The organism is Chryseobacterium rhizoplanae (assembly GCF_900182655.1).
Lineage (GTDB): Bacteria > Bacteroidota > Bacteroidia > Flavobacteriales > Weeksellaceae > Chryseobacterium > Chryseobacterium rhizoplanae.
On sequence record NZ_FXTC01000002.1, the window covers coordinates 268684 to 282363 of the forward strand.

Consider the following 13680-nt stretch of genomic DNA (forward strand, 5'->3'; position numbering starts at 1 on the left):
AGCACGAACCCAATGGCCCGTGCTTTCTATTAAACAATAATTAAATTAATTTATTTATTCATAGACATCAGGAATTCTTCATTATTAAGAGTTCCTTTAATGTTTTTATTTACAAATTCCATTGCTTCCACAGGATTCATTTCAGAAAGGTATTTTCTGAAGATCCACATTCTCTGAGAAGTTACTTCATCCAGAAGAAGATCATCTCTACGGGTGCTTGAAGAAATTAAGTCGATAGCAGGATAAATTCTTCTGTTAGCAATTTTTCTGTCTAACTGAAGCTCCATGTTACCTGTACCTTTAAATTCTTCAAAGATTACTTCATCCATTTTAGAACCTGTATCAATCAATGCAGTGGCAATGATCGTAAGAGATCCTCCTCCCTCGATTTTTCTTGCTGCACCAAAGAACCTTTTCGGCTTGTGAAGAGCATTGGCATCTACCCCACCGGAAAGAACTTTACCTGATGCAGGAGTAACCGTGTTGTATGCTCTTGCCAATCTCGTGATTGAATCCAGTAAGATAACAACATCATGCCCGCACTCAACCATTCTCTGTGCTTTCGCCAGAACAAGGTTAGCTACTTTCACATGTTTTTCAGCTGCTTCGTCAAATGTAGAAGCAATAACTTCTGCATTTACACTTCTTTCCATATCAGTAACCTCTTCCGGACGTTCATCGATCAAAAGAACCATCATGTATACTTCCGGGTGGTTAGCAGCAATAGAGTTGGCGATATCTTTCAGCAACATCGTCTTACCTGTTTTAGGCTGGGCCACGATCATTGCTCTCTGTCCTTTTCCAATAGGTGCAAATAGGTCTACAATTCTTGTAGAAACCGTAGATTCGCTTCCTGCAAGATTGAATTTTTCCTCAGGGAAAAGCGGTGTAAGGTATTCAAAAGCTACACGGTCTTTAATGAACGCAAGATCGCGACCATTAACTTCTGTAGGTTTTAATAGTGAAAAATATTTCTCTCCTTCTTTTGGAAGTCTTACAATCCCTTTTACAGTATCTCCGGTTTTCAACCCATAATTTCTAATCTGAGCAGTAGATACATACACATCATCAGGAGAAGAGATATAACTGAAATCTGAAGAACGCAAAAATCCGTAGTTATCCGGTAATATTTCCAAAACCCCTTCAATACTTACCAAACCATCGAAATTAAATTCTTTTTTATGGTCATGCTGCTCCTCTGCCTTTTCAGAATGTCTGTTCTGATTTTGGTTTTGATGCTGCTGGTGCTGGTTTTGGTTTTGATTTTTATGTTGGTTTCCACTGTTCTGTGGATGGTTGTGTCCTTTTTGAGGTCTGTTAGCCTGTTGTTGAGGATTGTTAGGCTTTTCTTCAGCCTGAGCAGGCTCTTGAGATTCTGTGTTTTTTGGAGCTTCTGTTTTTTCCTGAGATACTTCTGCGTTACCTATATTGGTAGAAACTCTTTTTCTTTTCTTTTTAGCCTGGGCGCTTGCTGCAGATTCTTCTGTTATTACAGCTGCTTCAGCTTTGGGCTCTTCCGGTTTTACTTCTTCAGAGGCGGATACCTTTTCTTCTACTTTCTCTTCTGCTTTAGGTTCTTCTGCCGGAGCTTTTGGGTTTGTGTTTGTATTTGTTTTTGGCTTGGCTGCTGGTTTCTTCGGAGCAGCTTTTCTTGCCGGGGCTTTAACAGGTTTATCTGCTGGGGCCTCTTCAGTAGTTATACTGGTGGTTTCTGTGGCGTTGAAATAATCTTTTGCAACTTTAGGGTTAGAAGCCTGAAAGTCAAGAATAGCAAAGATCTTGTCATTTTCATTGCTGGTTCTTGCAACTTTAACGCCTAAATCTTTTAAGATTTTAGTCAGTTCCGTTACGGATTTTGACCTTAACGTTTCTATGTTAAACATATTTATGTAAAAATGTAATTAATTGTGAGTAAGAAAAGTAAGTCCGGTGACTTTTGTTTTCAAGTACATTGTATAATGCAAATCTACACTTATTTTTGAATTGTGCAAAATTTATGTTATTTTTGCCAAGAATTTAATATTCAATGCTACAGAGAATACAAACAATATGGACGTTATTAGCAGTTTTAGCTGCTGTTTTCCTTTTTATAACAGGACAGGATGTTGTTATTTCAGACAGTATTCCTTTACTTAATATTGGAAGTATACTGCTTGTAATCATTGGAGCATTAAGTATTTTTAGTTTCAAAAACAGAAAAAGACAAATTTTGCTGAATACCATCAGCATCATTATAAACGTTTTGTTGATTGGTGTATTGGCGTACTGGTTACTAAACTTATCCGGAGGAATTCAGATTCCTGAGAAGGGTATTGAGCCGATTTTCCCATTGATTGCGGTAATATGTCTGCTTATTGCAAACATGTATATCCGTAAAGATGAGAGGCTCGTAAAATCTGTAGACAGACTTCGATAGCCTTACAACGATTTTTTGAGTGAGAACAGCTTCTTTTAGGAGCTGTTTTTTTATTTCCCACATATTCTGTAATTTCAATGCAACTTTTTGATCAAAACCACGACAGATCATATAATTTTTAATAAAAGACAATGAAAAAGCTAACCTATCTTACTTTATCACTATTCTCCATATTTACCTTTGCACAGGAAGTTTCCAAAGAAAAAGTAAAAACAGTTCTTTCCACTCTTGCTTCAGACGAAATGAAGGGCCGTGAAATTGGAACTCAGGAAAATGAAAATGCTGCCAACTACATTGCTAAGCTCTTCAAAGAAAATAATCTGGAATACTGTACCGGAAAATCCTATCTGGTACCATTTGATTATAATGGGAAAACAGTATACAATGTCTGCGGGGTCAAAAAGGGAAAGACAGATCAGTATCTTGGATTTTCAGGGCATTTTGATCATATCGGCACCAGTGACAAAAGTGGTGACAACATTTATAACGGAGCAGATGATGATGCCAGCGGAATTACAACTCTGGTAGGCATTGCCGATTATTTTAAAAATAAAAAGCCTGAATTCTCAATGGTCTTCATGGCGTTCAATGGAGAAGAAAAAGGAATGTTGGGTTCAAGAGCAATTTCAACGGACAAAAACCTGGATCCTATCTATAATAAGATGACTGCCCTTTTCAATTTTGAAATGGTAGCTACAGAATCGCAATGGGGAAAAAATGCATTATACATGACGGGAGACGGATTCTCCGATCTTGATGAGCTTTTCAATAAAAACGCTGTAAACGGATTAAAAATCAATGCAGATCCCTATGCAAAACAACAGCTGTTTTACCGTTCAGACAATGTCAGCTTTGTAAAAAAGAAAATCATTGCCCATTCATTCTCTACCGTTGATATGACGAAAGCTTCTCATTATCACCATGAAAATGATGATATCAACATCGTAGATTTCGATAATATGACACAGATTATCAATAATTTTGGAAAAACGCTGGATAAACTGAATCCTAAAAATTTCAATCCAAAGTATAACGATCAGGTGAAATTTTAATTAAACTATCCTATAAAGAACCGCTTTTCCAGCGGTTTTCTTTGTTAAACAGCCACAGTCTTTTATTTTTTAATATTGAATTTCAATGTCCGGTTATTTAATAAAAAATAAAGTACAATACTCCTGAGTTGTAACAAAAAGACATTTTTTGAAACATATCCATTAAAGTAAAACAGGATTAAGAACGTCTTATCTTTTAATTTTACGTAATTTTGCTATCCAATTTTTTCATTGAATGAACCAATATATTAAAATACTGAAGTTCGCAAGACCTCACCAAAAATACATCTACGGAAGTTTGTTTTTCAACCTTATGTATTCTGTATTTCAGATTGCTTCCCTTGGGACTATTCTACCGGTTTTGGGGATGCTTTTCGGAACCATAGAGGCTAAAAAATACAGTCATCCTCCTGTTTATTCAGGAGAGATTTTAGATTTTTTCTCTTATGCAAAAGAATATGCCAATTATTACGTTCAGACTTTAGTAACTGAGCATGGAGCCCTTAATGTTTTGGCATGGCTTTGCGTGATAACGGCTTTTATGTTTTTACTGAGAAATCTTTTCAGATATTTAGGTTCATTTTTACTGATCAATTATCGTGTAGGGGTTACTAAAGACCTTCGTGGAGCGATGTACAGAAAGATTCTTGCTTTACCTGTTTCCTTTTTTACGGAAAGCAGAAAGGGAGATCTGATGTCCCGTATGTCAAATGACGTGGGTGAAGTAGAAGGTAATATATTGGGAAGTTTAGTGGAATTAATCAATGCACCTTTCATGTTGATAAGCACATTGGTAACTCTTTTCTTCTTAAGTACCGAGATGACTCTTTTCTCACTTCTGGTATTACCTGTAATGGGAACGATGATTGCTTTAATAGGAAAAAGCCTGAAAAAAGATTCTCATGAAGCTCAGAATGAAATGGGAACTATTTTTTCAATTGTAGATGAAACATTGAAGTCTACAAAAGTGATTAAGATCTTCAGTGCCGAAAAAATAATGGACAACCGTTTTATGCAGTCCATGCAGAGATGGATCAACAGTTCCATAAGATTAGGTAGAAAAAAAGAACTGGCATCTCCGATGAGCGAATTTTTAGGTTCGGTTACGTTCTTAATTATCGCCTGGTATGGTGGAAAACAAATTATTGTAGAACAAAGTATTTCACCAGCTGACTTCTTGGTTTTCCTGGGGATTTTCTTCCAGATTTTACCTCCTGTGAAAAGTTTGTCACAATCAATTTCGAATGTACAGAAGGGAGAAGCTTCTCTTGAAAGAGTATTAGCCATTCTGGATGCTGATGTAAAAATTGATGAAATAGCAAATCCTGTTTCTATCTCAACGCTAAATAGTTCAATCGAGTTTAATAATATTGGTTTTTACTACGATAAAGACCATACCATCCTTAAAAACTTCTCACTTTCTATTCCAAAAGGCAAAACAGTTGCTCTTGTTGGGCAAAGTGGAAGTGGTAAAACAACCATTGCCAATCTTTTAGCAAGGTTCTATGATGTTTCTGAAGGAGAAATCATGATTGACGGCACGAATATTAAACATTTAAAATTAAATGAATACCGCAAGCTTCTGGGTATGGTAACCCAGGAATCTGTATTATTCAATGATTCCGTTTACAATAATATTCTGATGGGTAAACCTGATGCTACAAGAGAAGAAGTGATTGCTGCCGCAAAAATTGCCAATGCAGATGCATTTATCACAAGACTTCCTGAAGGATATGATTCCAATATCGGAGATGATGGAGGTAAGCTTTCCGGAGGTCAGAAGCAGAGAGTTTCTATTGCGAGAGCTGTATTGAAAAATCCACCAATTATGATTCTGGATGAAGCAACCTCTGCACTGGATACGGAATCTGAAAGATTTGTACAGGATGCACTGGAGAAAATGATGGAAAACAGAACTTCCCTGGTAATTGCCCACCGTCTTTCAACGATTCAGAAAGCAGACTGGATCGTAGTGATGGAAAAAGGTGATATTGTAGAACAGGGAACACATCATGACCTGATCGCTAAAAAAGGAATGTATAACAAACTTGTTGAACTTCAAAACTTCGACTAAGATTTTAATTTAATTAAAATGAACCCCATACAAGAGTATTTCTACAGAATCGAAGAGCCTGAGAGAAGTACTCTTTTATTTTTACGTGATTCTATTTTAGCCTCCGATCCCGAAAACATTACGGAAACATTCAGTTTCGGGCTTCCTTTTATCAAGTACAAAAAGAAAATGCTGTGCTATTTTTATTACAGCAAAAAATACAAGAAACATTATATCAGCTTTTACCACGGTGACAAACTTGATTATCCGGAGCTGATTATGGATGGCAGAAAGAAGTTTAAAATCCTCTTGATTGATCCTGAAGAAAATCTTCCGGTAGAATTCATAGTAAGCCTCACGGAAGAGATTAAAAAGTATATAAAATAAAAAACTCCGGCACGAATCATCGTACCGGAGCCCTCTTTAAAAAACTTTATCATTGTGTGTTTATTCCACTGAATTCAGCCTGTTTGATTGCCCAAGCGATCATATTGGCAAAAAGAATCGAATTCTGCACCTGCATTGATCCTGTTGCATATCCGTTTCCCGCATATCCGTAAGAAGATTTCTGAACCGGGAAATACCCTCCCGAACCCGGTGCTACAAAAGGTTCAATGGTATTGCTTGTATATTGATTTCCATTCGCATTTTCATTACTTAAAAAACCACCATCGCCAAACCATATAAAGTTTAAACTGGTATTTCTTAATCCCGAAATTCCTGTTCTTACCGTTGTACTGTTGATTGGCTGAGCATAGCTATAAGGAACAAATCCACTTGTCAATCCGGAAATATTGACAGTTGTAGAGGCATCCTCCCCCCAGTTTTTACCTCTTACATCCCCAAAAGGTCCGTTAAGGATAGGATCATCAGAATTGGTAAGAGCATAAACAGAACCTGCACTGCCTCCATAAGAAGCTGAAATGGTAGGATCAGAGAATATTCCTCTGAATAAGTTCTGCGCCGTACCTGTATCATCTGTCATGGCAATTACAACTCCTTTTTTATTAAGATAAGAAGCAATATAACCTGCATCTGTAGCATTAGGTGTATAGTTATAGCCAATGACAACAATATCGGGCTTATTATTAAGAGCTGTCTGAAGAGCTGCTGATGAAGGTGAGTTTCCTAAAGATATATGGGTAAAACCTTCATATTTGACAATACTTGAGGCTGTTATTCCAAAATTCGTCGGAGCATCCATCAGACTTCGTGAAGGACCGGTGTAAGCACTATATCCGTAAGCTGTTTCTAATCCTATATGAAGTACTGTCTTCTTAGGAATTACAACCACTACATTTACAGAGCAGGTTGTAGATACTCCTCCCTGGCTGTCTGAAGTGATAGTGATCGTTTTCACCGATGTAGAAGATGGTGTTCCTGTTCCGCCTAATGTTATATTTTGATTTCCTGTAGCTGTAAATGTTCCTGATCCACTGAAAGAAATTCCGTCAACTGTATTGGATGTAATGGTGTAGCTTCCTAATGTTGAAACATTCACCGGTAACGTAATGGTATTGGACGCAGTAAGAGCCGTTCCTACTTTGTACACGCCATTTACTGTTGCATTTCCACAGCTCATGGTATATGTTCCTGCAGGACTCAATACCGTAATTGAGATCGCCGGAGTACAGGTAACAGCAGCTCCATTGGCTTCAAGTGATACGTTATCTATCTGGATATTCTGAGGAGTTCCCTGTCCCGGAATCTGTATCGTTTGTGTTCCGGTATTCAAAAACACTCCCGTTCCGTAAAAGTTATATCCGTTTGTTGTAGTTCCGGAAATCGTGTAGTTGCCAACTTTTGTAACGTTGACCGTTATAGTCAGATAATTAGAATTCGTAAGCTCTTTTCCTTTTACATAGCTTCCCATTGCTTTAGATGTGGAGCAATCTATAGTAAAAACAGATTTTCCCATCTGCCCGCAGACACTTTTCCATTCGTTATCCGCAAGACTCCAGTAATTAAAACAATCTTCTGTAGTATTATAAACTGTCAGTCCGTCATCTTTGGATTGATTAATTACAATAGCATTTCGTTGTGCTTCCGTAAGCCGTGGAATCAGCACTCCTTTGTTGTTATTTCCTGAGATAACATCCAAAACAGAATTAGCATTAGGGGTAGTAGTATTAATTCCTACCGCTCCATTATTAGCTTGTGAATAAAATTGTCCAAAGGCAAAGAGCAACGCTATCAGTAAGACCTTGATTGGGGGAATTGTAAATTTTGTTTCCATCATTTTAAAGTTATAATTGTTTAATGATTAAAATTTTTGACTAAGTCATTTAACCATCACAAAATTATAACCCTCAGGCAATTACAAATTAATTCTCACTACGCAATACTACTCACGCGTAGTAAAACTCACAAAAACAAAAATACCTCCCCACCAGTGCCCAACATTATGTATGAGTAACAAAAATCAAAATTTTGTCTAAATTTTAATCAAAAAGCTGTTGATATTGATCTCAGAGGAGATATTAAGTTTTTTTCTAATCCTGTATTTTTTACTCTCCACAGCCCGAATGCTGTTATTAGTACACTGCGCTATTTTCTTGGTATCAAAATCAAGCTTCATCAAAGCACAGAAATACAGTTCAGAATGAATAAGGTTAGGATTTATTTTTAAAACATCGGGTATAAAATGAGGGAAAAATACCTGGAATTTTTCAAAAAACATGGGAGAATTACTTTCTGCCAGGCTTAAAATCTCCTCAATATTCTCTTCTGAAAGATGGTTGATAAACATTTGATGTTTCATCAGTTCCGTATTTGTTTTTACCAGATCTTTAATGGTAGAATCTTTCTCTTTTTTATCAGAAATCAAGCCATGAATCAGCGCATCTTTCTGAGTAATAAAAACGATATCCATCAGGAAAGAGGCAACGGAAAATAAAATATTAAGCAACTTTATTGTTTTAAAATCCCCGGCTTCTATAAATTGACTCTTAGGCAAGAAGTCAAAATCAAAATACAGAACTACAATAAAATTAATACTGATCATAAATGTAATGAAAAAGATGGCAAAAGCATCTTTTTTATAGTTCAGGAAGAATGGGACAGCAAACAAAAGACAAAAATAAAAATACTCTACCCCTGCATTTTTATAAGTATAAATATTAAAGAAATTCACTATAAAAGTCAGTAAGACAAATATAAAGAGGATAAAAGTTTTCAAGACTTTCCTAAACCGTTTTGTCTTCCCTTTTAGTGCCATTAGAAACAACCAGAAAAAGGTAATAACCGTAAGAAATGTTGAGATCAGCATATCCCCGAAAAAAGTAATAATAAAAACGGAATAAAACAGGAAGATGAGAAACAATAAAAGCAGATAACGATTAATAAGATTCAGATAGTTACTGTCAAAATCATCGTTCATTTTCTCCGTTTCATTATTGATCATCTTATAGAAAAACTTATAAATCATCGTGTAGTTTTTTTATGTTTTCACAAGCCCAGGTTGGCATTTGTACTACTGAAAGCATAAATTTTCCAATATTAACAGCTTTTAAATAAAAACTCACAAAACAAAATATAGGTCTGTAATTTTTAGCGATAAAAGAATATGATTTGTGTTTTCCAGTTACAATTTACTAAAATCCAACATTAAAATAATCAAATAAAAAAGCATTTTTATAAAAATTAATACTGTTTGTTCTATCTCATTTAAAAGTATCAATAGCTTGTGTTTTTTTAACAGGCAAAGTTATTTAATACAAACAAAAAAGCATTCTTTGCTATATACGCAATATTACTCATGCGTAGTTAAACTCAAAATGAGCAGATTACTCTTTCTATCCATCAAATAAAAAAGAGAGCCATGAAGGCTCTCTTTTCAGTTTATATTCGATAAGAATCTTAATTTTCTTTCAGTTTGGCAATAACATCCAAACCTCCTTTTGTAATATCTCCGATCTTACAGATAATCTCAGTGTCCAAAGGCAGGAATACATCCATTCTGGACCCGAATTTAATAAATCCGAACTCATGCCCGGCTTTTGCTTTATCACCTTCATTACAATAGAAAACAATCCTTCTTGCCACATATCCGGCAATCTGTCTGAAAACTACTTTATGATGGGTTAAAGTTTGTACGGCTACAGTGGTTCTCTCATTTTCTGTAGAAGACTTTTCATGCCAGGCTACCAGATATTTTCCCGGATGGTACTTTTTGTAAATCACCTCACCCGAAACCGGATATCTGCAGATGTGAACATTCAGCGGGGACATAAAAATAGAAACCTGAATGGCTTTCCCTTTTATAAATTCATCTTCATCCACTTCTTTGATCATTACCACTTTTCCGTCCACCGGAGCGATCACGTTTTCTTTATGATCCAGGATATTACGATCCGGAACTCTGAAAAACCAGAAAACTAAACTGTAAATAACCAACAAAGGCATAATGATCAGCAGGGACCATATTTTAAGGAAATAAATTGCTAAAGCTCCCAAAATAATAAAAAGTATGGTCGCAACGGTAATTGTTCCTTTTGATTCTCTATGTAATTTCATGAGACTAAATAAATTTTTCTAAAATAAAGTACAAATATACGACAGGAACGCAGATAATAAAACTATCCAGTCTGTCTAAAACTCCCCCATGCCCCGGAATGATGTTTCCGCTGTCTTTCACACCGAAATTTCTTTTCAGTTGGCTTTCTACCAAATCGCCTAACGGAGCAAAAGCAGCCACTAAAAATCCTACAACCATCCAGTTCCCTCTCAGTTCAGGCTGATAATGCTCAATAAAGTAGGATAAAACCAATGTAAGCACTACACCTCCCGCATATCCTTCCCATGTTTTTTTAGGGGAAATTTTAGGGGCCATTTTATGTTTGCCAAAAAACTTTCCTACCAGATAAGCAAAGGTATCGCTGCTCCAGATGAGGATAAACAAGAATAAAACTTCCAGTGAGAAAGTATCACTATAGCTGGAGAACTTTGGCAGTCCCAATGCAAAACTGAATGGGAGCGCTACGTAAATAACGGTAAAAATAAGTTTTCCGCTGTCAAAGTATAATTCGTTGGGATATTTGAATAAAGTAACCACAGCAATCCCAATCAGAGCAAGCGCCAGTATTTCACTGAGCCTGAAATCAAAAAAGAAATCGTGGCTGAAATATCTTTTGGAAAAAATATAGAATATAAAAATGACCAATGGATATACGATCCATTTTTCATAGCCGTTTCCAAACTTCATGATTTTAACACATTCCCAGGTTCCCACAATCAGTAACAGACTCATTAAGCCATAAAAAAGATACTGTTGTTTGATAAGGCCAGGGGCAATGTTGTTCAACAGCTGCGCTCCCAACGGAGTCGAACAAAGAATAATGACGGCTACATATACTATACCTGATACGGTTCTTTGAATGAGATTTTTATCCAAAATTTAAAATTTAGAAGTGGTTTGCTTAATCTTCAAGCAGCAATAAAAACAGTTTTGTATTGGAATTGGAAGAACTGTCCATTTTCGACTGGCTTCCGCTGATGGAAGTAAGGTTCTTGATATTTCCGTTTCTTTTTATTTTTCCCATGGCATCATTCAGGTTGTTCACAATCTGAGAAACATTGGCAATGATGATAATTCTATCAGGAAGTCTTGAAGAATGATAGTGAAGAATATTATTATGCGAAAGCATGATTCTGCCATCATAGGCGATCAGGTATTCACAAGTGATGAATGCGGCATCATTAGACGGCTGCAGTTCTGATGTGTAAGAAGTCTTCACAACGTTCAAAAAGTTATGAAGTTCTTTATCCCAACAGAAAAGGTTGTGGATACCCTCTATTTTGATAATTTGATTTAAAGTTTGTAGAGCCTCCGCTTCATCTGCACAATAATTAAAAAATCCCCCCGAATGCGTAAATAATTGCGCAAACTTATAGTCAAGATCCGCATTTTTCAGCGAATCCCCAAGCTTCTCCAGGCTCTGTTTGTCCTCTTCTTCAGGCTGGTTGGTAAGTTTGCTTACAATCCTCTTGAATAAATTCAACTTAATCTATTTTTAGTCAACTTTATACAAAAATAGAAAATAAATTACAATAGAGTCCAAAATATCTCTTTAAATATGAAAAAACCTGACAATTTTGGAATTGTCAGGTTTTTATAAGGTTTATTTTTTAAGAATCTTAAAGCTGTGTCGGGCTTTCTGGAGCCTGTATTTCGCTTTCTTCTTCTTTATCTTTGATCTGAGGTGTTTCCACTGCTACCGGCTGATCTTTTTCAGGAATCGTATTGGTAACAGGTTTCTCTGTCAATTCAGGATCCCATGCTCTTTTTCCGAATATTTCTTCTAAGTCTTCACGGAAGATCACTTCTTTTTCCAGCAATTTATTGGCCAGAGCATCCAGTTTATCCTTATTTTCTTCAAGAATCCTTACTGCTCTTTCGTACTGATTTTCGATAATCAATTTGATCTCTGCATCAATTTTAGTAGCGGTTTCTTCAGAATAAGGTTTTCCGAAATTATACTCAGACTGGCCTGAACTGTCGTAGTAAGAAATATTACCAATATTCGGGCTTAATCCGTAGATTGTTACCATTGCCTGGGCTCTCTTCGTTACTGTTTCAAGATCAGAAAGTGCTCCTGTAGAGATATTATTGAAGATTACCTGCTCTGCTGCTCTACCTCCCAGTGTTGCACACATTTCGTCCAGCATCTGCTCAGTAGTGGTCAACTGTCTTTCTTCCGGAAGATACCATGCTGCTCCTAAAGAACGTCCTCTTGGAACAATGGTTACTTTCAGAAGTGGTGATGCATGTTCTACCAACCATGAGATGGTAGCGTGACCTGCCTCATGATAAGCAACTCTTCTTTTTTCAGATGGCTTGATGGCCATATTTTTCTTTTCAAGTCCACCGATAATTCTGTCTACGGCATCCAGGAAGTCCTGTTTTGTAACAGAAGTATGGTTATATCTTGCTGCGATTAATGCTGCTTCATTACAAACATTAGCAATATCTGCCCCACTGAATCCAGGAGTTTGTTTTGCTAAGAAATCTCTGTCTACATTATCATCAAGCTTGATTTTTTTCAAGTGAACGTCAAAAATCTGTCTTCTTTCGTGAAGTTCCGGAAGATCCACATAGATAGAACGGTCAAAACGACCTGCTCTCATTAATGCTTTGTCAAGAATATCCGCTCTGTTGGTAGCCGCCATTACAATTACATTGACGTCTGTTCCAAAACCATCCATTTCGGTAAGAAGCTGGTTCAATGTATTTTCTCTTTCGTCATTTCCGCCAGAGAAATTATTTTTTCCTCTTGCACGTCCGATAGCGTCAATCTCGTCAATAAAGATGATCGCCGGAGATTTTGCTTTAGCCTGAGCAAAAAGGTCTCTTACTCTGGAAGCTCCTACCCCAACAAACATTTCAACGAAATCAGAACCTGAAAGTGAGAAGAACGGAACTTTAGCTTCACCTGCAACGGCTTTTGCCAATAACGTTTTACCCGTTCCCGGAGGGCCTACTAAAAGTACACCTTTAGGAATTTTACCTCCCAGTTTTGTATATTTTTCAGAGTTTTTCAAGAAATCCACAACTTCCTGAACTTCTTCTTTAGCTCCTTCCAATCCTGCAACATCTTTAAATGTCACCTGGATTCTTTCTTTTTCGTCAAAAAGCTTTGCTTTAGATTTACCGATAGAGAAGATTTGTCCGCCAGGGCCTCCACCGCCGCCCATCTTTCTGAAAAGAAGGAAGTAGAATAATCCCAGAATCGAAATCCAAACCAGTGCAGGAACTAAAATATCCATTAATGCACTTTTCCCTGTTCCGTAATCTTTTGTAGTTTTAATAACCGGATTGCTGGCTTTTACCTGCTCAAATTTCTGAAGAAAAAGTTGAAGGTCTCCATATTTCACAGAAAAATCTGCTTTAGGAGCCATTTCAAAGGCAGAAAGAGGGTTATTTTCTTTTCCGGCTTTGGAAACCATTGCCGATTTTGCTTCTTTTGTTAGGAAAACATCAGCTTTCTCTATGTCTTTGTATATAATTATATTCTGGACTTTCCCCGCCTGCATTTCTCTAAAGAAACCATCCTCATCAATAGATTTTGCACTGTCACCTCCAAGGAAATTGGAGCCAAAGAAGAGCAAAAGAGCTATGATTGCAATTGGAAAGAACCAGTTGAATCCTTTATTATTCATTT

The 13680-nt window shown here is 36.6% G+C and carries 11 protein-coding genes; 4 read left to right on the forward strand and 7 right to left on the reverse strand.

All coding sequences use genetic code 11. From position 1 onward, the window contains the following. Nucleotides 1-50: 50 nt before the first annotated feature. A complete protein-coding gene (rho, locus tag FN817_RS06495; protein WP_142717235.1) occupies nucleotides 51-1883 on the reverse strand; it encodes a transcription termination factor Rho in 1833 nt (610 codons plus the stop codon). Nucleotides 1884-2026: 143 nt separating this feature from the next. Here rho and FN817_RS06500 point away from each other — a divergent pair, with 143 nt between their 5' ends. From FN817_RS06500 to FN817_RS06515, 4 genes are all read left to right on the forward strand, one after another. Next, a complete protein-coding gene (locus tag FN817_RS06500) occupies nucleotides 2027-2416 on the forward strand; it encodes a DUF4293 family protein (protein ID WP_142717236.1) in 390 nt (129 codons plus the stop codon). 131 nt (nucleotides 2417-2547) lie between these two features. Then, nucleotides 2548-3468 carry a M28 family peptidase gene (locus FN817_RS06505; RefSeq protein ID WP_142717237.1) on the forward strand — a complete coding sequence of 307 codons (921 nt, stop codon included), beginning with the start codon at nucleotides 2548-2550 and terminating at the stop codon, nucleotides 3466-3468. 235 nt (nucleotides 3469-3703) lie between these two features. Beyond that, entirely contained in the window at nucleotides 3704-5542 is a 1839-nt protein-coding gene (locus FN817_RS06510) for an ABC transporter ATP-binding protein (protein WP_142717238.1), read from the forward strand. 18 nt (nucleotides 5543-5560) lie between these two features. Beyond that, nucleotides 5561-5908, forward strand: coding sequence for a DUF1801 domain-containing protein (locus FN817_RS06515; protein WP_142717239.1), 348 nt, complete (start codon nucleotides 5561-5563; stop codon nucleotides 5906-5908). A gap of 49 nt (nucleotides 5909-5957) precedes the next feature. Here the strand turns inward: FN817_RS06515 and FN817_RS06520 are convergent, their stop codons facing one another. The 6 genes from FN817_RS06520 to ftsH form a co-directional block, all read right to left on the reverse strand. Continuing rightward, the gene (locus FN817_RS06520) at nucleotides 5958-7760 is read right to left on the reverse strand and encodes a hypothetical protein (RefSeq protein WP_142717240.1); all 1803 of its coding nucleotides are present in this window, start codon (nucleotides 7758-7760) and stop codon (nucleotides 5958-5960) included. Nucleotides 7761-7955: 195 nt separating this feature from the next. Continuing rightward, a complete protein-coding gene (locus FN817_RS06525; RefSeq protein ID WP_142717241.1) occupies nucleotides 7956-8948 on the reverse strand; it encodes a Two component regulator three Y domain-containing protein in 993 nt (330 codons plus the stop codon). Between the two features lie 431 nt (nucleotides 8949-9379). Then, nucleotides 9380-10036 carry a phosphatidylserine decarboxylase family protein gene (locus FN817_RS06530; protein ID WP_047422254.1) on the reverse strand — a complete coding sequence of 219 codons (657 nt, stop codon included), beginning with the start codon at nucleotides 10034-10036 and terminating at the stop codon, nucleotides 9380-9382. Between the two features lie 4 nt (nucleotides 10037-10040). Then, a complete protein-coding gene (locus tag FN817_RS06535) occupies nucleotides 10041-10913 on the reverse strand; it encodes a phosphatidate cytidylyltransferase (protein ID WP_142717242.1) in 873 nt (290 codons plus the stop codon). A gap of 25 nt (nucleotides 10914-10938) precedes the next feature. Then, entirely contained in the window at nucleotides 10939-11520 is a 582-nt protein-coding gene (locus FN817_RS06540) for an LUD domain-containing protein (RefSeq protein WP_047422252.1), read from the reverse strand. Nucleotides 11521-11656: 136 nt separating this feature from the next. Beyond that, the gene (ftsH, locus tag FN817_RS06545; protein ID WP_142717243.1) at nucleotides 11657-13678 is read right to left on the reverse strand and encodes an ATP-dependent zinc metalloprotease FtsH; all 2022 of its coding nucleotides are present in this window, start codon (nucleotides 13676-13678) and stop codon (nucleotides 11657-11659) included. Nucleotides 13679-13680: the final 2 nt, after the last annotated feature.

Excerpts from the sequence above, each read along its gene's own strand:
- rho (WP_142717235.1), bottom strand. The coding sequence starts at position 1,883 with ATGTTTAACATAGAAACGTTAAGGTCAAAATCCGTAACGGAACTGACT.
- FN817_RS06500 (WP_142717236.1), top strand. The coding sequence starts at position 2,027 with ATGCTACAGAGAATACAAACAATATGGACGTTATTAGCAGTTTTAGCT.
- FN817_RS06505 (WP_142717237.1), top strand. The coding sequence starts at position 2,548 with ATGAAAAAGCTAACCTATCTTACTTTATCACTATTCTCCATATTTACC.
- FN817_RS06510 (WP_142717238.1), top strand. The coding sequence starts at position 3,704 with ATGAACCAATATATTAAAATACTGAAGTTCGCAAGACCTCACCAAAAA.
- FN817_RS06515 (WP_142717239.1), top strand. The coding sequence starts at position 5,561 with ATGAACCCCATACAAGAGTATTTCTACAGAATCGAAGAGCCTGAGAGA.
- FN817_RS06520 (WP_142717240.1), bottom strand. The coding sequence starts at position 7,760 with ATGATGGAAACAAAATTTACAATTCCCCCAATCAAGGTCTTACTGATA.
- FN817_RS06525 (WP_142717241.1), bottom strand. The coding sequence starts at position 8,948 with ATGATTTATAAGTTTTTCTATAAGATGATCAATAATGAAACGGAGAAA.
- FN817_RS06530 (WP_047422254.1), bottom strand. The coding sequence starts at position 10,036 with ATGAAATTACATAGAGAATCAAAAGGAACAATTACCGTTGCGACCATA.
- ftsH (WP_142717243.1), bottom strand. The coding sequence starts at position 13,678 with ATGAATAATAAAGGATTCAACTGGTTCTTTCCAATTGCAATCATAGCT.